Source organism: Aequorivita sp. IT1183, assembly GCF_058068265.1.
Map to the genome: position 1 here is coordinate 437,649 of NZ_JBYRHS010000004.1, position 22,503 is coordinate 460,151.

22 protein-coding genes and 5 tRNA genes are annotated in these 22,503 nt (G+C 37.4%); 26 read left to right on the top strand and 1 reads right to left on the bottom strand.

Annotated features, from left to right (window positions below; translation table 11 throughout):
• Nucleotides 1–69: 69 nt before the first annotated feature.
• Entirely contained in the window at nt 70–1,707 is a 1,638-nt protein-coding gene (locus AC3RVF_RS10315) for an amidohydrolase (RefSeq protein ID WP_489691562.1), read from the top strand.
• Nucleotides 1,708–1,781: 74 nt separating this feature from the next.
• Entirely contained in the window at nt 1,782–2,282 is a 501-nt protein-coding gene (locus AC3RVF_RS10320) for a YkgJ family cysteine cluster protein (protein ID WP_489691563.1), read from the top strand.
• Nucleotides 2,283–2,357: 75 nt separating this feature from the next.
• Here AC3RVF_RS10320 and AC3RVF_RS10325 read toward each other — a convergent pair whose 3' ends face one another.
• On the bottom strand, nt 2,358–3,692 hold the full coding sequence (locus AC3RVF_RS10325; RefSeq protein ID WP_489691564.1) for an exo-beta-N-acetylmuramidase NamZ family protein: 1,335 nt from the start codon (nt 3,690–3,692) through the stop codon (nt 2,358–2,360).
• A gap of 9 nt (nt 3,693–3,701) precedes the next feature.
• Here AC3RVF_RS10325 and AC3RVF_RS10330 point away from each other — a divergent pair, with 9 nt between their 5' ends.
• From AC3RVF_RS10330 to rplA, 24 genes are all read left to right on the top strand, one after another.
• Entirely contained in the window at nt 3,702–4,937 is a 1,236-nt protein-coding gene (locus AC3RVF_RS10330; protein WP_489691565.1) for an ABC transporter permease, read from the top strand.
• Nucleotides 4,938–5,002: 65 nt separating this feature from the next.
• Complete coding sequence (locus tag AC3RVF_RS10335) at nt 5,003–6,361, top strand: pyridoxal-phosphate dependent enzyme (protein ID WP_489691566.1); 1,359 nt, start codon at nt 5,003–5,005, stop codon at nt 6,359–6,361.
• A 94-nt stretch (nt 6,362–6,455) separates the two neighbouring features.
• Nucleotides 6,456–6,836 (top strand): DUF202 domain-containing protein, encoded by a 381-nt coding sequence (locus AC3RVF_RS10340; protein ID WP_489691567.1) that lies wholly within the window; start codon nt 6,456–6,458, stop codon nt 6,834–6,836.
• 51 nt (nt 6,837–6,887) lie between these two features.
• Nucleotides 6,888–8,195 (top strand): DUF2851 family protein, encoded by a 1,308-nt coding sequence (locus AC3RVF_RS10345; RefSeq protein WP_489691568.1) that lies wholly within the window; start codon nt 6,888–6,890, stop codon nt 8,193–8,195.
• Nucleotides 8,196–8,251: 56 nt separating this feature from the next.
• The gene (locus tag AC3RVF_RS10350; RefSeq protein ID WP_489691569.1) at nt 8,252–8,482 is read left to right on the top strand and encodes a PspC domain-containing protein; all 231 of its coding nucleotides are present in this window, start codon (nt 8,252–8,254) and stop codon (nt 8,480–8,482) included.
• Nucleotides 8,479–9,486, top strand: a complete 1,008-nt coding sequence (locus tag AC3RVF_RS10355; RefSeq protein ID WP_489691570.1) for a potassium channel family protein — start codon at nt 8,479–8,481, stop codon at nt 9,484–9,486. Before AC3RVF_RS10350 ends, AC3RVF_RS10355 begins: the two co-directional genes overlap by 4 nt.
• 99 nt (nt 9,487–9,585) lie before the next feature.
• Entirely contained in the window at nt 9,586–11,247 is a 1,662-nt protein-coding gene (locus tag AC3RVF_RS10360; protein WP_489691571.1) for an alanine/glycine:cation symporter family protein, read from the top strand.
• A 292-nt stretch (nt 11,248–11,539) separates the two neighbouring features.
• Nucleotides 11,540–13,165, top strand: a complete 1,626-nt coding sequence (locus tag AC3RVF_RS10365; RefSeq protein ID WP_489691572.1) for an alanine/glycine:cation symporter family protein — start codon at nt 11,540–11,542, stop codon at nt 13,163–13,165.
• A 12-nt stretch (nt 13,166–13,177) separates the two neighbouring features.
• Entirely contained in the window at nt 13,178–14,062 is an 885-nt protein-coding gene (locus tag AC3RVF_RS10370; protein WP_489691573.1) for a ComEA family DNA-binding protein, read from the top strand.
• Nucleotides 14,063–14,109: 47 nt separating this feature from the next.
• On the top strand, nt 14,110–15,276 hold the full coding sequence (locus AC3RVF_RS10375) for an acyl-CoA dehydrogenase family protein (protein ID WP_489693333.1): 1,167 nt from the start codon (nt 14,110–14,112) through the stop codon (nt 15,274–15,276).
• Between the two features lie 39 nt (nt 15,277–15,315).
• Nucleotides 15,316–16,734 (top strand): carboxypeptidase-like regulatory domain-containing protein, encoded by a 1,419-nt coding sequence (locus AC3RVF_RS10380; RefSeq protein WP_489691575.1) that lies wholly within the window; start codon nt 15,316–15,318, stop codon nt 16,732–16,734.
• Nucleotides 16,735–16,822: 88 nt separating this feature from the next.
• On the top strand, nt 16,823–17,017 hold the full coding sequence (gene rpsU / locus AC3RVF_RS10385) for a 30S ribosomal protein S21 (protein ID WP_489691576.1): 195 nt from the start codon (nt 16,823–16,825) through the stop codon (nt 17,015–17,017).
• Between the two features lie 141 nt (nt 17,018–17,158).
• Entirely contained in the window at nt 17,159–18,043 is an 885-nt protein-coding gene (locus tag AC3RVF_RS10390) for a tyrosine-type recombinase/integrase (RefSeq protein WP_489691577.1), read from the top strand.
• Nucleotides 18,044–18,107: 64 nt separating this feature from the next.
• Nucleotides 18,108–18,410 (top strand): ribosome hibernation-promoting factor, HPF/YfiA family, encoded by a 303-nt coding sequence (gene hpf / locus AC3RVF_RS10395; protein WP_489691578.1) that lies wholly within the window; start codon nt 18,108–18,110, stop codon nt 18,408–18,410.
• A 113-nt stretch (nt 18,411–18,523) separates the two neighbouring features.
• Nucleotides 18,524–18,597 (top strand) — tRNA-Thr (locus AC3RVF_RS10400).
• 69 nt (nt 18,598–18,666) lie between these two features.
• Nucleotides 18,667–18,748: transfer RNA gene (locus AC3RVF_RS10405), tRNA-Tyr, on the top strand.
• Nucleotides 18,749–18,825: 77 nt separating this feature from the next.
• Nucleotides 18,826–18,898 (top strand) — tRNA-Gly (locus tag AC3RVF_RS10410).
• Between the two features lie 62 nt (nt 18,899–18,960).
• Nucleotides 18,961–19,032, top strand: a tRNA-Thr gene (locus AC3RVF_RS10415).
• 56 nt (nt 19,033–19,088) lie between these two features.
• Nucleotides 19,089–20,276 (top strand): elongation factor Tu, encoded by a 1,188-nt coding sequence (gene tuf, locus AC3RVF_RS10420; protein WP_489691579.1) that lies wholly within the window; start codon nt 19,089–19,091, stop codon nt 20,274–20,276.
• Between the two features lie 104 nt (nt 20,277–20,380).
• A tRNA-Trp gene (locus AC3RVF_RS10425) sits at nt 20,381–20,453 on the top strand.
• A 77-nt stretch (nt 20,454–20,530) separates the two neighbouring features.
• Nucleotides 20,531–20,719, top strand: coding sequence for a preprotein translocase subunit SecE (secE, locus tag AC3RVF_RS10430; RefSeq protein WP_489691580.1), 189 nt, complete (start codon nt 20,531–20,533; stop codon nt 20,717–20,719).
• A gap of 3 nt (nt 20,720–20,722) precedes the next feature.
• A complete protein-coding gene (gene nusG / locus AC3RVF_RS10435) occupies nt 20,723–21,277 on the top strand; it encodes a transcription termination/antitermination protein NusG (protein ID WP_489693334.1) in 555 nt (184 codons plus the stop codon).
• A gap of 64 nt (nt 21,278–21,341) precedes the next feature.
• Nucleotides 21,342–21,779, top strand: coding sequence for a 50S ribosomal protein L11 (gene rplK / locus AC3RVF_RS10440; protein WP_489693335.1), 438 nt, complete (start codon nt 21,342–21,344; stop codon nt 21,777–21,779).
• Between the two features lie 20 nt (nt 21,780–21,799).
• Nucleotides 21,800–22,495 (top strand): 50S ribosomal protein L1, encoded by a 696-nt coding sequence (gene rplA / locus AC3RVF_RS10445; RefSeq protein WP_489691583.1) that lies wholly within the window; start codon nt 21,800–21,802, stop codon nt 22,493–22,495.
• The last annotated feature ends 8 nt before the right edge of the window (nt 22,496–22,503 follow it).

A 22,503-nucleotide genomic window follows, 5' to 3' on the forward strand; every position in this document is an offset into this window, starting at 1 on the left:
TTATAATTTCATAAAACATCCGTCTGTGGCGGATGTTTTTTTATTTTTACACCTTAAATATTACCATTGATGAAAAAACTACTTTCCCTATTATTCGCAGTTTCACTTTTTTCCTGCGCCCCCGATAAAATAGCTGCAGATTTACTTATAAAAAATGCCACTATTTATACGGTTGACAAAGATTTCAGCACGGCAAACGCTTTGGTTGTAAAAGACGGAAAAATCCTCGAAATAGGACTAAAACCCGAACTTGAGTTGAAATATAATATAAAGGAAACCTACGATGCCAAAGGTAACACAGTGGTTCCCGGTTTGATTGATGCACACGCACATTTGTACGGACTCGGACTTGGTTTGCTTAACGTAGATTTAATTGGCACTGCCAGTTATAAAGAAGTTTTAGGGCGAGTAGTGGCTTTTCAACAAGAAAAAGATGTGTCTTATATTATTGGTCGCGGGTGGGATCAAAATGATTGGGACGATAAAAATTTTCCATCTAAAAAAGAATTGGATTCCTTATTTCCAAATACTCCTGTTGCGCTGCAACGTGTAGATGGGCATGCTTATTTGGTGAATTCAAAAGCATTGGAACTTGCGGGAATAACTAAAAAAACAAAGGTAGCTGGAGGCGAAGTGGTTTTAGAAAATGGCGAACCCAGCGGAATAATCATCGATGCCCCGATGGCTTTGATTAGAAAAACTTTTCCCGAAATTACAAGTGAAGTTTCAACAGAAGCGCTTTTGGAAGCTGAAAAAATCAGTCTTCAATACGGCCTAACAACTGTTGATGATGCTGGTTTAGATAGAAATATTATTGAATTAATAGATGCGCTTCAAAAAGAAGGAAAGTTCAAACTCAGAATGTATGCTATGATTAGTCATAGTCGGGAAAATCGTGACTATTATTTAAACAAAGGAGTTTATAAAACCGATAGGCTGAATGTACGTTCTTTTAAAGTTTATTCTGATGGCGCATTAGGTTCGCGAGGTGCCGCAATGCGCGAGCCGTACAGCGATATGCCCGGACATTTTGGAGCTATGATTACCACAGCCGATAGTTTGAATTATTTAGCCGAGAAAATTGCAGCGTCAGATTTCCAAATGAATACCCACGCAATTGGCGATTCTGCAAATATTGCGGTTCTACGAGCTTACAAAAAAGCGTTGGAAGGTAAAACAGATAGACGTTGGCGCGTAGAGCATGCGCAGATTATTTCGCCACAGGATTTCAATTATTTTGATGACAAAAACAATATACTTCCTTCCGTACAGCCTACTCACGGCACCAGCGATATGTATTGGGCTGAAGATAGAATAGGAGCAGAGCGAATGAAAGGTGCTTATGCTTATAAAGAATTGTTGGAAAAAGCTGGAAGTATTGCTTTGGGAACAGATTTTCCAGTTGAGCACGTTAACCCGATGTACACTTTTTTTGCAGCTGTGGCGCGAAAAGATTTGAAAAACTATCCAGAAAATGGTTTTCAAATGAATAATGCTTTAACGCGCGAAGAAGCCTTACGCGGAATGACCATTTGGGCTGCATTTGCCAATTTTGAAGAAGATGAAAAAGGAAGTATAGAAGTAGGGAAATTTGCAGATTTCACTGTGCTCGATAGAGATATTATGAAGGTTGACGAAAAAGAACTTCCGAATACAAAAGTAATTGCCACTTTCATTAATGGCGATTTGGTTTACAAAGCGAAATAATAAGACTTTGCGTCTTTGCGCCTTTGCGAGAAATTTTTGCACGCCAAGCCGTTAAGTCGTAAAGAAGGATTATAATGGAAAATATTCTGAAACAACTTCCGAAGAAAGCAAAGGAAGCTGAGCCTGAAAACAAAAAGTTTTTCGCAAAGCTGAAGAAAAAGCCGCCCAAACATTTGGACACTTTAATGCAGGAATTGCACGAGGAAGAGTTTAAAAGAACCGATTGCCTTACCTGCGCCAATTGCTGCAAAACCACGGGGCCGCTTTTTACAGATAAAGATGTAGAGCGTATTTCAAAACATTTTAGGATGAAACCGCAGCAGTTTATTGAAGCCTATCTACGGGTTGATGAAGACAAAGATTATGTTTTAAAAAGTGTTCCCTGCACTTTTTTGGGAGCCGATAATTATTGTAGTATTTACGATGTGCGCCCGAAAGCTTGCCGCGAATTCCCACATACAGATCGAAAAAAGTTTCAGCAGATTTCAAACTTAACGATGCAGAATGTTGCTATTTGTCCGGCGGCATTTAATATTGTGGAGGAAATGAAACGACTTTTAAGTAAGTATCAGTGAAAAAAAGTAGCAGTAGGCAGTTGCATTGCGCAGTATTCACTCAGACTGCCAACTGCAACTGCCTCTGCTACTTATTCAAGGGTAAAGCAAATACTTGCTCCGTACCTTCTCAAAATCTACAAGTCCTTCCTTCCAAGAATCCCGAATTTCTTCCGCAGATAATCCTTGTTCAATCTGTTGCTGCAATGTTTTTGTTCCAGCTAATTTCACGAAAAACGAATTGAAAAAATCTTTCTTTTTCCCGTTGGCGTTGAATGCGTCAATCAACCATTCCAAATTAATTTTACTCAATCGCGGTTCCTTCCGAAGATCTTTTCCGTGGCAAAGTTGGCCTTTAAATTTTGGGTCTTTCGCGCCATCGTTGGATTGCGGTGTATATGCAAAAGTATATTTTGAAGCAGGCAGACTCGGTGCCCCAAAAACTTGAAATTGCATATCCGTGCCACGACCAGCATTTATAAATGTACCTTCAAAAAAACAGAGGCTAGGGTAGAGGTTTATGGATTGATCGTTCGGCAAATTTGGTGACGGTTTTATGGGTAAGGAATATGGTTTTTGGTGCGTGTAGTTTTTCATTTTTATAATGGTAAGGTCGCAATACGTTCTTTTTTTAGACCAATCGCTTCCTAAATTATCTAACCACCCTTCACCATTTATCATAGCGGCGTATTCGCCAATAGTCATTCCATGAACGATAGGCACTGGGTGCATTCCCACAAAACTTTGATGCTCTTTTTCTAAAATTGGTCCGTCAATAAAGTGCCCGTTCGGGTTCGGACGGTCTAAAACTATCACAGGAATTCCCAACTCTGCGCAAGCTTCCATAACATAATGCAGCGTAGAAATATAAGTGTAAAACCGTGCGCCAACATCTTGAATATCGAAAACCACAACATCAATTCCTTTTAATTGTTCCTGCGACGGTTTTTTGTTGCTTCCGTAAAGTGAAATTAAGGGAACGCCCGTTTTTGAATCAATGCCATCTTTTACATGTTCCCCCGCATCGGCAGTGCCACGGAAACCGTGTTCTGGGGCAAAAACTTTTTTTACGGAAACTTTTTTCGAAATTAGAAAATCTACCAAATGCACATTTGTAATTGGTGTATTTCGTTCAGGGTAAATATCGGGTCGGTTAGATTCTTGATATACAATTGAAGTTTGATTGGCAACAACGCCAACATTTTTACCTTTCAAAAGTTCAGCATAAAGATAAAATTTCTCTGCACCAACAATAATTTCTTGGTCACTGAGCGAAGTCGAAGTGTCGTCTTGAGTAATGAGTCTTGTTTTCTGGTCCTGATTTTTGTCTTTGTTCTTTTCTCTTTGTTCTTTTTTCTCCACCGAACTTCCGCAGGAAAAAATGGTCAAAACAACCAATAAAACTGTATTTTTGAAAAAAGTTAAAGCCATAAAACTTCAGTGAATTTCGAATTTTTCATCGCCCGGCGCATCATTGCTTCCAAGGACTATAAAAGTAGTATTTCGGCACCGATAATAAAAATTGCAATCACTGCAATCGCGCTCGGTATTATTATGATGCTAATCTCAATAGCAACTGGCGTCGGACTTCAAAAAAAGATACGCGAAAAGGTTTCTGCTTTCAATGGTGATATTATTATTACGAATTTCGACACCAATTTTTCCAACGATTCCCAAAACCCAATTTCAAAAAACCAAGATTTTTATCCAACGTTCAAAAACATTGAAGGCATAAAACACGTACAGATTACCGCTTCTAAAGGTGGCGTAATCCGCACAGAAACCGATTTTGAAGGCGTGGTTGTAAAAGGCGTAGGTGACGATTATTCTTGGGAATATTTTGAAGACTATTTAATTGAAGGAAAAATCCCTGATTTTAAAGGTGATTTGAACGGCGATATTTTGATTTCGGAATATTTGGTGAACAGGCTAAACTTAAAACTTGGCGATAGAATAACCACTTTCTTTTTAAACGACGAGGTTTCTAAAACACCACGCAGTCGTGGTTTTAATATTGTGGGTATTTACAATAGCGGTTTTCAACAATTTGACGAGCAATTTATAATTACAGACATTCGCCACGTTCAGCGATTAAACAAATGGGAAGACGATCAGATTGGTGCTTTTGAAGTTTTTGTAAACGATTTTGATCAGATTATACCAATCGGTAACGACGTTTACAACGAAACCAGCAGCACGCTAGACACCCAAACCATCCGCCAAAAATACGCCTCCATTTTTGAATGGCTGGATCTTTTCGACTTCAACATTATAATGATTATTGGGATTATGATTTTGGTTGCGGGGATTAATATGATTACTGCGCTTTTGGTCTTAATTTTGGAGCGCACCCAAATGATCGGGATTCTAAAAGCTTTGGGAAGTAGCGATTGGAGCGTGCGCAAAGTATTTCTTTACAATGCGATGTATTTAATTGGCGTCGGTCTTTTTTGGGGAAATGTGATTGGCATTGGACTGCTTTTGGTTCAGAAATACGGCAAAGTTTTCAAACTAAATCCAGACACCTATTATGTAAATGAAGCTCCTATTTATTTAAATTGGGATTACATTTTAATATTGAATGCGGGCACTTTTCTACTGTGTCTTATAATGCTTTTAATTCCTTCATTTATTATTGCGAAGATTTCTCCGGTGAAGGCGATTCGTTTTGAATAACATTGCAAGGAACGAAGCAATCTATCCTAATTCTCTTTTGTACCTTTGCCATTCTAAAATTTATTATGGAATACGCAGAAAATATATTAGGAACCATCGGCAACACGCCAATGGTGAAAATCAATAAAATAATTGGAGACATTCCCGCTTTGGTGCTTGCCAAATACGAAACTTTTAATCCCGGCAACTCGGTAAAAGACCGAATGGCGGTAAAAATGATTGAAGATGCAGAAGCCAATGGCAGTTTAAAACCGGGCGGAACAATCATTGAAGGCACATCTGGAAATACTGGGATGGGCTTAGCTTTGGTTGCCATTATTAAAGGTTACAAAATGATTTGCGTAATCAGCGACAAACAAAGTAAAGAAAAGATTGATATTTTAAAGGCTGTAGGGAGCAAAGTAGTTGTCTGTCCTACAAACGTTGCGCCCGAAGATCCGCGTAGTTATTATTCTACTTCAAAAAGACTTGCTGAAGAAACTCCAAATAGTTGGTACGTAAATCAGTACGATAACCCTAGCAATGCAAAAGCACATTACGAAAGCACTGGCCCAGAAATCTGGAAACAGACCGATGGAAAAGTAACACATTTTGTTGTAGGCGTTGGAACTGGCGGAACTATTAGCGGTGTTGGTAAATACTTAAAGGAACAAAACCCAAATGTAAAAGTTTGGGGAATTGATACCTACGGAAGTGTTTTCAAAAAATATCACGAAACTGGGATTTTTGATGAAAACGAAATTTACCCATACATAACCGAAGGAATTGGTGAAGATATTCTTCCGAAGAATGTAGATTTTAGTGTAATTGATGGTTTTACGAAAGTAACCGATAAAGACGCTGCAATCTACACCCAAAAGCTCGCTAAAATGGAAGGCTTCTTTTTGGGGAATTCTGCTGGAGCAGCAATAAAAGGCTTACTCCAACTAAAAGACCATTTCACGAAAGATGATGTGGTAGTCATTCTTTTCCACGATCACGGAAGTAGATATGTGGGTAAAATGTACAACGACGAGTGGATGCGCGAACGCGGTTTTGTAGAAGACGAAGCTAAAAATGCTTCCGATTTAATACAGGAGCACGCAGACAAACCTTTGATTACGGTAAGAACCGAAGAATTAGTTGGTCACGCCATTGAGCGCATGAAAAAATACAACATCAGCCAAATTCCAGTGGAAGACACAACAGGTTTTGTGGGCGCTGTGGATGAAACTGATTTACTTAGAAAATATCTTGAAAACAAAAATGTGGCAGATCTTCCAATTAGAGAAGTGATGCACAAACCCTTCCCAATAGTGAAGAAAACCACAACTATTGAAGAAGTTTCAAAATTAATACATAAAGACAACAACGCTGTCTTGGTAGATTTAGGAGAAGGGAAATTCAATATAATTACAAAGCACGATATTATACGCGCGCTTTAAGTTTACCACCACGAATTCGCGAATAAAGTAAAAATTATAATTCGTGAATTCGTGGTTAAACTTTCATCAAAATAATTCGTAATTTTAGACTTCTATGAAAAATGAAGCTAAAAAATTATTCCGCTTTCTGCGCACCAGGCCTGTTCCTGCCAATACCAATGAAATTCTGGCGTTGGAGCGAACCAAATTGGCAAATGAACGCACGCTGCTTTCCTACATACGTTCTTCACTCTATCTCCTTTTGGGCGGCATCGGTATTTTACAATTAAAAGATTTTGAAAGAATACAATGGTTGGGCTATGTTGCATTGGTTGTTTGTGTAATTTTTTTAGCAATTGGCATTTTCAGATATGTTTTACTTTCACGAAGATTATACAAGTGGAACCGCATTCTGTATGTGGATACTATCACAGAAAAAGTTGAAAAACAAGCTGATACGCGCAATAAAAAGCAAAAGGAGGAGGCTGAGGCCTAACATTTTTACCTACCTTTACTTTCTAGAGCTCCTCACTTAAATATTATTCAAATGAAAGAAGATTTTCTGCACTATGTGTGGAAATTTCAGAAATTTGATGTGAGCAGTTTTTACACTTCGAATGATGAAAATCTCCACATAAAAAAACCAGGGAGCCACAACTTAAATTCGGGTCCTGATTTTTTCAATGCCCAGATAGAGCTAGACGGGCAACTTTGGGCAGGCAATATTGAAATACACATAAAATCTTCAGACTGGTACGCGCACGGCCACGAAACTGATGCTGCTTATGACAATGTAATACTGCACGTTGTTTGGGAACATGACGCCGAAATTTATAGAAAAGACGGGAGCGTCATTCCTACTTTTGTAGTACAAAAACACATTCCGAAAACTTCACTTGTACAATACCAAAAATTATTTTCAGGAGAAAAAAAGTGGATTAATTGTGAAAACGAATTTGCGTCTGTGGATTCTTTTACTTTTCAGAATTGGTTGGAACGACTTTATTTTGAAAGGCTTCAAAAAAAGGAAGAGTTGCTTTTAAAAGAATTGAAAGACACTCAGAATCACTGGGAATCTTTGCTTTTTAGAATGCTGTGTAAAAATTTTGGGTTAAAGGTAAATAGCGACTCCTTTTTCAGCATAGCGAAGTCTATAGATTTTTCTGTGATAAAAAAATGTAGCCAAGAACGGCAAGATCTTGAAGCATTGCTCATTGGTCAAGCAGGTTTGCTGGAAGGTGAAACCGAAGATTGGTATTTTAAAACACTTAAAACAACCTACAAATATTTAAAACATAAATTTGGGTTGGAAAATGAAACTGTCATTGCTCCCAAATTTTTTAGGTTGCGGCCTCCAAACTTTCCCACCGTACGTTTAGCACAATTTGCAACGCTTTATTCTGAGCGGGAAAACTTGTTTTCTCAGGTAATTGACACCAATAATTTAAAAGATTTTTATTCGCTTTTTAATGTATCTGGCAGCGAATATTGGGATACTCATTACAATTTTGGCATTGGTTCTTTAGGACGTAAAAAGCGGATTACCAAAAGTTTTGTCGATTTATTAATAATCAATACCATTATTCCGTTGAAGTTCTGCTATGCAATACAACACGGCAAGGACGCTTCCGACGAAATAATGCAACTGGCTTCTGAAATTTCTTCCGAAAAAAACACCGTTGTAAATAAATACAACTCACTACAAAACATTGCAATTAAAGCATGGCAAAGCCAAGCGCTGCTTCAACTAAAAAATGAATATTGCGATAAAAACAAATGTTTGCAATGTGCTATTGGAAATGTTTTTCTTGGCTCCCAAGATAAAGGGAGTACAGATGCAAAGATTGAAAACTGATTTTTTTTCTTCATTACAGTTTACAAGTTTATCGTGAAAAAGCGTAATTTGCAGGTATGTTGCAAGCGGTTTATTCATTACGGCATTACCTTGAAAAACGTGGATTCTACGTATCTACTCGTTTGGCAGATAGGTTAGGTATGCGCGCTAAAAGTGTGCGTCTTTTTTTTATATATGTTTCCTTTGCCACTTTGGGCGCAGGCTTTGCAATCTATCTTACTTTAGCCTTCGTTTTAAGGTTGAAAGATTTGGTGAATACCAAACGAACCTCGGTTTTTGATTTATGAAGCAATTCTTCAGTTCTAAAATAACAGTCGCCATAATACTCTTAATTGTAGTATTTATGACGGGTGTAATTGGCTTTCATTATTTTTCAGATTACAGTTGGATCGATGCATTTTATATGACGGTTATTACTGTAACTACGGTGGGTTATGGCGAAGTAATGCCGCTGAGTCCCAGTGAAAAAATTTTTGTTTCGCTTCTAATCATTTCGAGTATCTTTATCGTTGGTTATGCTATTTCGGTTATAACAGAATATATTTTAAGTAAAAACATAGGTATTTTAAGACAGAAAAAAGTGCAGAAAAAATTGGACTCCATGCATAATCACATCATCGTTTGCGGTTATGGAAGAAACGGAAAACAAGCAGCCCAGAAGCTGTCAGCCTATAATCGTCCCTTCGTTATTATTGAAAAGGATGAAGAAATAATAGATCGTTTTTCAAGCGATGGATATCTCTTCGTTTTAGGTAATGCAATAGAAGATGAAATTTTAATAAAAGCTGGAATAGAAAGAGCTTCCACTTTAATATGCGCTACTCCTAATGATGCAGACAATTTGTTTATCGTGCTTTCAGCGCGGCAAATGAATAAAAACCTTAAAATAATAAGTCGCGCCAGCGAAGAGACTAGCTATAAAAAACTGAAACTTGGCGGCGCAGATAATGTAATTATGCCAGACAAAATAGGGGGCGATCACATGGCCTCTTTGGTCGTTGTGCCAGATCTTGTAGAGTTTTTAGACAATTTAACCGTTGCCGGAGAGCAGGATAGCATTAATGTAGAACAAATACCTTTTGAAAAAATGTGCCCGCAAGGCAGGGAGCAAGCCATTAAAGATTTGGATGTTCGTAAAAAAACAGGTTGTTCTATTATTGGGTATCGTTCTCCTACGGGAGAATATATTGTAAATCCAGAACCGTCTTTGGTTCTTCAGAAAAACTCAAAATTAATACTGATAGGGCGTCCTGATCAGATAGAAAGCCTTAAAAAAGAATACGGAGTTTAACGATTCGTTAACAAATTTATAGTGGATTCATTGAAATTGTAATAAAATTTAGGCATCTTGCTTTTTTTACATTTCTAAAACAAATCTTAAAAATCCATTATGAAGAAATTTCTTCTTTCGCTAATTGTATTTTTCTTACCATTTATCACATTCGCCCAAGAGCAAAAAAGTTTCGGTGAAAAAATCGACGGCCTTTTCGCTAAATATACAACACCAATCGTAGATTTAATTTTCTATCCCGTAACAATAGCGGGAAAGGATATGCCAATTGTAATTATTATATTACTGTTGGGAGCACTCTTTTTTACGCTATACTTTAATGGAGTCAATTTTAGATACATCAAAATTTGTATAAAAACAGCCTCAGGAAAGTATGATAAACTAGATCATCACGTTCCAGCAGATAAAGAAATTGTAGTAAAAGACGGTGAAATTCACGATACCGTTCAATTAACGGGCGATGTTCCAGGAGAAGTTTCACACTTTCAGGCACTAACAGCTTCCTTGTCCGCCACGGTGGGATTAGGAAACATTGCTGGTGTTGCTGTTGCAATCGCCATTGGTGGTCCAGGAGCAACAATATGGATGATTGTAGCTGGATTATTAGGAATGGCGTCAAAGTTTGTGGAATGTACTTTAGGAGTAAAATATAGAGAAGTAGATGGCGATGGAAAAACTTACGGTGGACCGATGTATTACCTTTCAAGTGGTCTAAAAGAAATGGGTATGGCTGGATTCGGAAAAGTCTTGGCCGTATTTTTTGCCGTTATGTGTATAGGAGGATCCTTTGGAGGTGGAAATATGTTTCAATCTAATCAAGCAGCCGCACAGTTAACGCAATTAATGGATTGGGATGGCCCAAATGCAGGACTCTATGTAGGTCTGGTTATGGCTGTTATTGTGGGTCTTGTAATTATTGGTGGAATTAAAAGAATTGGTTCTGTTACCGAAAAGGTTGTTCCTTTTATGGCTATAATTTATGTAGGTGCCGGAATGATAATTCTAGGAATAAATTATGATATGATTCCTTATGCTGCGACACAAATTTGGCAAGGAGCAATAAATCCTAATGCTGCTTTTGGTGGTGTAATGGGAGTATTAATAGTAGGGTTTCAACGTGCAGCATTTTCTAATGAAGCTGGTGTAGGTTCTGCTGCCATTGCACACTCTGCAGTAAAAACCCGATATCCAGCTAGTGAAGGATTAACTGCTTTACTTGGACCTTTTGTGGATACCGTTATTATTTGTACAATGACAGCTATCGTGATTGTAATTACAAATGCCAAGCACAATTTATTTACATACGGTAATCTTGATGAGTCGAGTAATGTAATGCTTAATGCAACGAACGAACCAATTAACGGAGTTGATTTAACCTCGGTAGCTTTCGATTCTGCAATTCCACACTTTTCAATTGTACTTACTATTGCTGTTGTTCTTTTTGCAATTTCTACAATGATATCTTGGTCTTATTACGGACTTCAATCTTGGAAGTTTCTTTTTGGAAAAGGAAAAGTTTCCGATACAACTTACAAAGTCTTGTTTTTAATATTTTTAGTTATTGGAGCCTCTTCAAGTTTAGGAGCTGTAATCGGTTTTTCTGATGCTATGATTTTTGCTATGGTTTTCCCGAATATTATTGGTTTAGTATTGCTATCGCCTAAAGTGAAAAAGGAATTGAAAAAATACTTAAATGCTATTAAAATAGATAAAATGGATGCTACTATTCATAAAGAAAGTAAAGAAGAGAGAGAAATTTAAATTTTATTTCTGAAAATATAATCCCACTTCATGTTCATTAAGAAACACGAAGTGGGATTTTTTTTTGTTGCAATTAGTTATTTCATTTTTGAAATTCTGTTGTACTACATTTTTATGAAGAAGTTGTATCCATAATTACTTAGAGATTTCTCAACAAGCTGAAGGAGTTATTAATGAATTCGGGGTTTAAGAAACCGTTAACAAATTTTCCTACATTTTATTGAAATTGTGGTTTTTTTTAAGCATCTTGCTTCGTTTTATTTCAAAAAGCGTTTCATCTTAAAAATAAACTATGAAGAAATATCTTATTTCGCTAATTGCTTTTTTACTTCCTATTATCACCTTTGCTCAAGAAACCACCGCCTCTCAGTATATCGACGAGGCTTTTGCTAATTATACCGGCTGGTTTGTAGATCTTATTTTTTATGAAATACCATTTTCTGAATCTTTTCAGATACCCTGGGTTTTAATTGTATTGATTGGTGGAGCTACTTATTTCACTATTTATTTTAAGTTAATAAATTTCACGGGTTTTGGAACTGCTATAAAAGTGGTACGTGGAAAATATGAAGACATTGAAAAACACGGAGCAGACACACTCTATGGAGATGTAACTGCCAATGAACAAGAAAACTTAATTGAAACCATTCGCGATGACAGTGCCGAAGGCGAGGTTTCGCACTTTCAAGCTTTAACTGCAGCACTTTCTGCTACGGTAGGTTTAGGAAATATTGCAGGTGTTGCTGTGGCGCTTTCCATTGGTGGGCCGGGTGCAACTTTCTGGATGATAGTGGCGGGTTTGCTGGGTATGGCTTCAAAATTCGCCGAATGTACTTTGGGTGTTAAATATCGAGATGTAGGTCCGGATGGCACAGTTTACGGTGGCCCTATGTATTATCTTAAAAAAGGTTTGGCTCAAAAAGGAATGGCCGGTTTAGGTAAAGTACTTGCAGTAGTTTTCGCAATATTTGTAATTGGGGGTTCTTTTGGTGGTGGAAATATGTTCCAAGCAAACCAAGCGGCTGCCCAATTTGTTCAACTTTTTGATTTACAGGGAACCAGTGCAGCAATCTGGTTTGGAATTGTAATGGCAATAGTTGTTGCCGTGGTAATTATTGGTGGTATTAAGCGTATCGCGAAAGTAACTGAGAAAGTTGTACCATTTATGGCGGGACTTTATGTCTTGGGCGCACTTGTGGTTCTGGTTGTAAACTATCACCACATTGGCGATGCGTTCGCATTAATTTTTGAAGGTGCATTCTCCGGTCTTGGAATTGCTGGTGGATTGGTAGGTGTTATGATTCAAGGAATTCGTCGTGGTGCATTTTCAAACGAAGCGGGGGTTGGTTCTGCCGCCATTGCCCACTCTGCAGTGCGCACAAAATATCCTGCTTCTGAAGGAATTGTAGCTCTTTTGGAGCCTTTTATTGATACCGTAGTAATCTGTACAATGACTGCTTTGGTAATTGTAATTACAAATTTCGACAACAATATTATCCAATACGGTGTTGAAGTGAAAGAAGGAGTTGAGCTAACTGCGACTGCTTTTGATAGTGTTATTCCACACTTTTCAATTGTACTTACAATAGCCGTAATTCTCTTCGCTTTTTCAACTATGATTTCTTGGTCGTACTACGGAATGCAAGGTTGGATCTACCTTTTCGGGAGAGGAAAAGTTACCGAACTTATTTATAAACTGTTATTTTGTATCTTTATATGGGTTGGATCGGTAATCAGTCTTGGTTCCGTAATCAACTTCTCTGATGCAATGATTTTTGCAATGGTAGTGCCGAATATTATCGGGGTAGTGCTATTAACACCAGTTGTTAGAAAAGAATTAAACCGCTATATGAAAGCCATCAAAACCAAACATGATGCAATCGACGACGGTTTGGAAGATTTGCAGAAGCATATGTAAAAACTAATTTATATGGAATTAAAATCCCACTTCACGTTCAGCAAACAGCAACGGAGTGGGATTTTGCTTTTGTTACTACTCATCGTTTCGATACTGTGCGTTTATTGGTTTGTCGATTTTTCTGAAGAAGATAGTTTCGACGCTACATCCGCTGAAATTGTTTCGCTTCAAAAGGAATTGGATTCGCTTCGTATAGTTGAAATTGAAAATAGAAAACCGAAAAGATATCCGTTCAACCCTAATTTTATTACCGATTATAAAGGCTACGTTTTAGGCATGTCTAACGAAGAAATTGATAGGCTTCTTCAATTTCGAAGCGAAGGGAAATGGATTAATTCCGCCGCAGATTTTAAAAATATAACTGGCGTTTCAGATTCTTTGTTAAATGAGTTGAGTCCCTATTTTAAATTCCCAGATTGGGTTACAAATCCAAAACCCAAACGCGATTTTAATGATTATAAAAGTGAAAAGGGATTTAGTGAAAAGACTTTCGCGCAGAAAGGCGATCTCAATAAAGCGACAGAAGAAGAGCTACAACAAGTTAGTGGTATTGGGGCAGCGCTGAGTAAACGTATCGTTTCTTATCGGGAAAAAATGGGTGGATTTTCTAATGATATTCAACTAAACAGTGTTTATGGATTGGATGCTGCCGTTGTGCAACGAACGCTTAATCTTTTCACCGTAAAATCTCCAAAAGTAATTTCACAAATAAATATAAATACAGCCTCCGCTTCCGATATTTCCACCATTCCCGGAGTTTCATTTGAAATGGCAAAGAAAATCTGGGAATACAGACGACTACGCGAAAAAATAAACAGCATTCAAGAACTGGAAAAAATTGAAGGAATGACGGTAAGAAAGTTACAGCTAATTCAGTTATATTTGTCCGTTGAGTAAATTTTATAAATCGCCAAAAGGCTTATAAATAATAGTTTTAGACCAGTATGAATAAGATGTATTTTACAGAGGAGCACGAATTTTTCAGAAAAAGTTTTCAAGATTTTCTACAAAAGGAAGTAGTACCACATATTGAAAAGTGGGAAAAAACGGGGCACATTGAGCGCTTTATTTGGGAGAAATTTGGAGAAATGGGTTACTTTGGGATTTTTCAGCCCGAAGAATACGGAGGGTTAGATTTAGATCTTTTTTACACCATAATTTTCTTAGAAGAACTTCAGAAAGTAAATAGTGGCGGATTTGCTGCAGCGATGTGGGCACACGCTTATTTGGCGATGACGCACCTTAAAAAAGAAGCAAATCACGAACAAAAAGAAAAATATTTAGCACCAAGTATAACAGGTGAAAAAATAGGTTGTCTTTGCATTACCGAACCATTTGGCGGAAGCGATGTTTCTGGTATGCGAACGACGGCTGTAAAAAAAGGCGATAGCTATATTTTAAACGGTTCAAAAACATTTATTACCAACGGAATTTATAGCGACTATCTTATTGTTGCTGCAAAGACTTCACCAGAATTGGGGAATAAAGGGATTAGCATTTTTGTGGTAGACCGCGATACAAAAGGCGTTTCTGCAACTAAACTCGACAAATTGGGTTGGCGTGCAAGCGACACAGCAGAAATAGCTTTCGATAATGTTGAAATTCCGCTTACAAATTTAATGGGCGATGAGAATGCTGGCTTTCCGTATATAATGCAGCATTTCGCTTTAGAAAGGCTAATTATGGGGGTTAATGCCCATGCGCGTAGCGAGTTTGCTTTAGAATATACAATTCAATATATGAAAGAGCGCACGGCTTTTGGAAAGAGTATTTCAAAATTTCAGGCCTTGCGTCACCGCGTTGCACAGATTGCGAGCGAAATTGAAGTTTGTAAAACATTTAATTACGTTACCGCAAAACGCTTGAATGATGGCGAATATGTGGTAAAGGAAGCAACCATGAGTAAACTTATTTCTACCAAAGTTGCCGATGAGGTTATGACTGAATGTCTGCAATTTTTAGGTGGTTACGGTTATATGGAAGAGTATCCATTGGCGCGTTTAATGCGCGATAGTAGGTTAGGGCCAATTGGCGGTGGAACTTCAGAAATTTTACGAGAAATCATTTCGAAAATGGTTATTGAAGGCAAAGAATATAAGCCTGCGACTTAGTTGTTTATATTCACCTAAAATTTAAACCTAACTTTAAAAATGAAGTATTTCAATAAAAGCCAATTACTCACATTAGTTATTTTTTTTATCGGTGCCACCACCTTCGCCCAAAGCGAACTAAAAGGAAAGGTTGCAGATTTCTTAACGTATCAACCCATTGAAAGCGCAAGTGTTTACATAAAAAATACTACCACGGGTTCAATAACAAATGCAGATGGAAACTTCGTTTTAAAAGTTCCGCAGCAATATTTGAATGATACGTTGGTAATTTCGTCTATTGGTTATAAAAGCTTCAATGTATTAATTAGTGAATTTGAAAACGGCTCCGATATTTTTTTAGAAGAAGATGTAGCCTCCTTAGATGAAGTAGTGATAATTGCAGATCCACGACCTACTACTGGTAACGGCATTGTAGCGAAAGCCATTGAAAAACTACCAAGTAATTTGCCCGAGCAAGCTTATCTTCAAAAAGGTTTTTTACGTCACAAAGAGCGCAATAAAAAAGAATACAAGTGGCTTGTTGAAAGCGCCATCACTTTGTATGATTCTAGTTATGCCGCTGGCGCGAAAAATAACCTAAAGATTAACGTTGACGAAAACCGCAAAAGCTACGATTTAAGAGATGTGGATAGTTTGTTTACCTATTCGGCATTTCTTAAAAGTAAAGGGATGAAAACTGGAACGGTAAGTAGAAATTCAGTAAAAACGAAATCGTTGGTAGATGCCATAAAATGGAATGATAGCAGAGTTAACGGCTTGGAAAATCTTTTTAAAGGAAAACTTAATTTAGTTCGAAATTCGAATGTTACGGGTGCCTTATTAGGGAAAAATATTTTTGAAAAGCAACAGTTTACTTTAGACACTATCTTGGTGGATAACGGAAGAAAGCTTTATAAAATTAAAATTTCTAAAGGTGCAGATTTTGTAGGATTAAATACTCCAAACATCTACAATGAAGGTTTTGAGCCAAAAGGGTGGATTTATATTTATTACGACAACTACGCTATTAAAAAGGTGGAATACGAACTTGTAGCGGCTTCTGATGTTCAGAAAAAGCGCAGTAAAAGCCTGTTTGATTCTCAAACTATCCACAAACTCGTTATAACGTATATGGAATACGACGGAAAGATGTATCCCAACTATATTTACTACGAAACTCCAAAGCTTGTAAACACGGGTGATCGATCTTCAGAAAGAGTGAAAACTGAAGCAGAGCCAGGATTTGATAAAGACGAACAATATTATTACACCATTCAGGAAATATTATTCAGTGATATAATTCAAGATCCGGAATTAATAAACCAAGAATTACAACAAAATGATTGGTCTGCAGATATATTTTCTAGCAAACCATACAATGAGTCGTTTTGGAAGAATTACAACGTATTGCTGGAGAGTAAAGAAGAGGAGAAGCTAATTCAGGACTTGAGTAAACGTGCTTCTTTATATAAAGAATAATTTTTATTAAAAAAATTGAATACTGATTACTGAAAACTAAATACTTTTTTATACTTTTGCCGTCCTAAAGAGAGGAGGTGATGACACTATGTTAATTATACCAGTTAAAGACGGAGAAAATATCGACAGAGCCCTGAAGCGTTTCAAACGTAAATTTGATCGTACAGGAACTATGCGCCAGTTGCGTTCTAGACAAGCTTTTTCGAAGCCATCTGTTAAGAAAAGAGCACAAATGCAAAAAGCTCAATACATTCAGAACTTAAGAGATCAGGAAGAAATCTAGTATTTCTTTTTTGAAAATAGAAACTAAAAATCCGTTGGAATTTATTCCAACGGATTTTTTTATGGGTAAAAATTATTGCGTTAATGGGTTATTGAGTTATTTTGTAATGTTCCAGATAACAGATAACAGATAACCGAAAAAATGTCCTTCCAAGCCTTCATAGACTATTTGCAACTTGAAAAAAAGTATTCGCCACATACGGTGACTGCTTATTTAAGAGATTTGCAGGATTTTGAAACGTTTGCTTCGGAAGAATTTCAATATGCTAATATTGTAACTGTAAATTATTCCATTGTTCGTAGTTGGGTTGTTTCACTCGTAGATTCGGGCATTTCTAACCGCACGGTAAACCGAAAAATTTCTTCACTTAAAACCTATTATAAATTTCTGCTGAAAACGGCACAGATTGAAGTGAATCCTTTGGCGAAACACAAAGCGTTGAAAACCTCCAAAAAAATTCAAGTTCCATTTTCAGAAAATGAAATAGGAAATGTTATGGAGTTGCTTTCAACGGAAAAAGATTTTGAAGGATTACGCGACCGCTTAATAGTAGAATTGTTTTATTCTACTGGCGTGCGTAGGGCAGAGCTGATTAATGTAAAATTGAACGATGTATCTTTCGCTCAAAAAACAATCAAGGTTTTAGGAAAAAGAAGCAAAGAGCGCATTATTCCACTTTTGCCTACGGTTTTGGCAACTATTACAGAATATCTTCCTTTTAGGAATGAACTTGAAAATAGTAAAGATTCAGAATATTTGTTTCTTACCCAAAAGGGGGTTAAAATCTACGAAAATCTTGTCTATCGGATTATTAATTCATACTTTAGTAAAACTTCAGAAAAGGTGAAGAAAAGTCCGCATATTTTGCGGCATTCTTTTGCAACACATCTTTTAAATGAAGGAGCAGATATAAATGCGGTAAAGGAGTTGTTGGGACATTCCAGTCTTGCTTCCACACAAGTTTACACACAAAATAGCATAGCTAAATTGAAAGAGGTTTATAAAAACGCTCACCCTAGAAACTAAAACTAACAAAAAGAGGTGTATGGTATAAAAATACTTAGTATTTAAACTTTTAAAATTATATAATATGAGAGTAAACGTGCAAACCCCCAATTTTGCTGCCAAGGATGAACTTTTGGTATTTGTTGAAAAGAAATTATTGAAACTGGAACACTTCTACGATAGGATAGTTTTTGCGGATGTGTTTTTAAAAGTGCAGAAAACACGCGAGAAAGAAAATAAAATTGTTGAAGTATTGCTAAGTATTCCAGGAGATGAGGTGATGGTTAAGAAAGAAGCCAGAACTTTTGAAGAAGCTACAGATGAAGTTGTTAAGACTTTGGAGCGCCAACTTAAAAAAAGGAAACAAAAAGAAAAAGCATATTTATAGTAATATTTTTTAGAAAAAGTTTTGTAGAAAAAATAAATTCTCTACATTTGCAGTCCGTTAGAAATAGCGGACTTTTTTATGGCTAAAATATAGCCCGAAAAAGAGATCAAAAAGCCGATGTAGCTCAGCTGGCTAGAGCAGCTGATTTGTAATCAGCAGGTCGTGGGTTCGAGTCCCTCTATCGGCTCTAAAGATTCTGAATAAGGATTTTTGAAATATTGAAAATTTGGAATTTCTTTTTTGGAGATTCCTAATCGGGGAGATACTCAAGCGGCCAACGAGGGCAGACTGTAAATCTGCTGACTACGTCTTCGCAGGTTCGAATCCTGCTCTCCCCACATCAATTTTCTCAACAGAGAAAACGGAGTAATTGAAATAATGAAATCCAAGATTCTGATTTTTCAGAATTAAAAATGCGGGAGTAGCTCAGTTGGTAGAGCGTCAGCCTTCCAAGCTGAATGTCGCCGGTTCGAACCCGGTCTCCCGCTCTAAATTCCTGCGAAGGCAGGGATCTCGTCCTTTTCTAAAAGGAAAAGATTAAATACTTTACGCCGGTGTAGCTCAGGGGTAGAGCGTTTCCTTGGTAAGGAAGAGGTCATGGGTTCAATTCCCATCATTGGCTCGAGTTGTGAAAGCAATTGAACACTAATATATAACTAAGATTAAAATTAATACAAAATGGCAAAAGAAACATTCGATCGGTCAAAACCTCACTTAAACATAGGTACAATTGGACACGTAGATCACGGTAAAACAACTTTAACCGCAGCTATTACCAAAGTAATGGCTGATGCTGGTTTTTCAGAAGCCAGATCATTTGATCAAATTGATAACGCTCCAGAAGAAAAAGAAAGAGGTATTACAATTAACTCTTCACACGTTGAGTACCAAACTGCTAATCGTCATTACGCACACGTTGACTGTCCTGGTCACGCGGATTACGTAAAAAACATGGTTACTGGTGCTGCCCAAATGGACGGTGCTATTCTTGTTGTTGCTTCAACAGATGGACCAATGCCACAAACACGCGAACACATCCTTCTTGGTCGCCAGGTAGGTATTCCACGTATCGTTGTATTCATGAATAAAGTGGATATGGTTGATGATGAGGAATTACTTGAGCTAGTAGAAATGGAAATTCGTGACCTTCTTAACTTTTACGAGTATGATGGTGATAATGGACCTGTAGTACAAGGTTCAGCTCTTGGCGCACTTAACGGTGAGCAAAAATGGGTTGATACTGTATTGAAATTAATGGCTGAGGTAGATGTATGGATCGAACTTCCTGTTCGTGATGTTGATAAGCCTTTCCTAATGCCTATTGAAGATGTATTCTCTATTACTGGTCGTGGTACTGTTGCAACAGGCCGTATTGAAACCGGTATAGCAAACACAGGTGATGTTGTTGACATCATTGGTATGGGTGCTGAAAAATTAACTTCTACAATTACTGGAGTTGAAATGTTCCGTAAAATTCTTGATAGAGGTGAAGCAGGAGATAACGTAGGTATCCTACTAAGAGGTATAGAGAAATCTGATATCAGTCGTGGTATGGTTATCTGTAAAAAAGGATCTGTAACTCCACACGCTAAATTCAAAGCTGAGGTTTATATCCTTAAGAAAGAAGAAGGTGGACGTCACACTCCATTCCATAATAACTACCGTCCACAGTTTTACGTTCGTACAACTGACGTAACTGGAACAATTATGCTTCCTGATGGTGTTGAAATGGTTATGCCTGGTGATAACTTAACTATTCACGTTGAGTTGCTTCAAGCTATTGCAATGAACGTAGGTCTTCGTTTCGCGATTCGTGAAGGTGGACGTACTGTAGGTGCAGGTCAGGTTACTGAAATTTTAGACTAATTATCATATAATTAAAAGCACTGGGTGTCCCGAATTTACTTCGGGATACCTTGGCTTTTATAACGGGTTTAGCGTACTGCAATTAATTGTGCTAATCCTTATATACGGGTTTAGCTCAGTTGGTAGAGCACTGGTCTCCAAAACCAGGTGTCGTGAGTTCGAGTCTCCCAACCCGTGCAAAAAACATATTTTTTCTGAAAAGCTTAGCACGAGCCAAAAATTTCAGAAAAACCCAAAATTAATACTGCGACAAAATGGTAAACTATATTACAGAATCGTATAAAGAACTTAAAAATCACGTTACCTGGACTCCATGGGCAGAAGCACAGAAGCTAACAGTTATTGTAGCAGTGTTTTCAGTTCTATTAGCCTTAGCAGTTTGGGGAGTAGATACAGTATTCCACTGGGTGGTAGATCAATATTTCATCTGGATCAAGTCGTAAGAAATGTCCGAAACAATAAGTACAAAAAAGTGGTATGTAGTCCGTTCAGTTAGTGGACAGGAGAACAAGATCAAATCGTATATCGAATCTGAGATAAAACGATTGGAGCTTGAAGATTATATTGATCAGGTACTCGTACCCACTGAAAAAGTAATACAGATCCGTAACGGAAAAAAAGTAAACAAAGAACGCGTTTACTTTCCTGGTTATATCATGGTTCAAGCTAATTTGGGTGGTGAAATTCCACACATCATAAAATCCATTAACGGTGTTATTGGATTTTTAGGTGAAGTAAAAGGAGGAGATCCTGTGCCACTTAGACAATCTGAAGTAAACAGAATGTTAGGTAAAGTTGATGAGTTGTCAGTAAAAGATGATAACGTTAATATACCTTTCGTTACTGGCGAAACAGTAAAAGTTATTGATGGTCCATTTAATGGATTTAACGGTACTGTTGAAAAAATAAATGAAGAAAAACGCAAGCTTGAGGTAATGGTGAAAATTTTCGGAAGAAAGACACCGTTAGAATTAAGTTATATGCAAGTAGAAAAAGTTTAATTGTTACGCTTAATAGGTTTTTTCAGAGGCTTCCACTTTTGATAGACCACATTAAAAATTAGAAATGGCAAAAGAAATCAGTAAAGTAGTTAAGTTGCAAGTTCGTGGAGGTGCTGCTAATCCATCACCACCAGTTGGACCTGCTCTTGGTGCTGCCGGTGTTAACATCATGGAGTTCTGTAAGCAGTTTAATGCTAGAACTCAAGATAAGCAAGGAAAAGTATTGCCAGTAGCGATCACAGTTTTTAAAGACAAATCTTTTGATTTTGTTATTAAAACTCCACCCGCTGCGGTACAAATACTAGAAGCTGCTAAAGTAAAAAAAGGCTCCGGTGAACCACACGCAAAAAAAATAGCCACAATCTCTTGGGATCAAATTAAGACAATCGCGGAAGATAAAATGCCCGATCTTAATGCATTTACTATTGAGTCTGCTATGAAAATGGTAGCTGGTACTGCACGTTCTATGGGAGTTAAATTAAAAGGTGATGCACCTTTTTAATCTAAAAAAGAATCTATAAAATGGCACAATTAACTAAAAAGCAAAAGGAAGCTAAACTTAAGGTAGAGGATAGAACCTATACCGTAGCTGAAGCTTCTGCTTTAATAAAAGAAATCACCAGCGTAAAGTTTGATGCTTCAGTTGACCTTGCAATTCGTCTTAACGTGGATCCACGTAAAGCGAACCAAATGGTTAGAGGCGTTGTAACCCTTCCACACGGAACAGGTAAAGACGTTAAAGTATTAGCATTGGTTACTCCAGATAAGGAGGCCGAAGCTAAAGAAGCAGGAGCAGACTACGTAGGTCTTGATGAGTACCTCGACAAAATTAAAGGAGGATGGACAGATGTTGACGTAATTGTAACTATGCCAAGTGTAATGGGTAAATTAGGTCCTTTAGGACGCATATTAGGTCCACGTGGCCTTATGCCAAACCCAAAAACAGGTACAGTAACTATGGACGTTGCTAAAGCAGTTTCTGATGTAAAAGCTGGTAAAATCGACTTTAAAGTGGATAAAACTGGTATTGTACACGCAGCAATCGGTAAAGCATCTTTTGATGCAGATAAAATTGCAGGAAACGCAAGAGAATTATTAACAACCCTCGTTAAACTTAAGCCACAGGCCGCAAAAGGAATATACATAAAGAGTATCTATATGTCTAGTACCATGAGCCCAGGTGTTGAAATTGACACAAAAAGGTTTTCTGAGCAGTAAAAACTGGA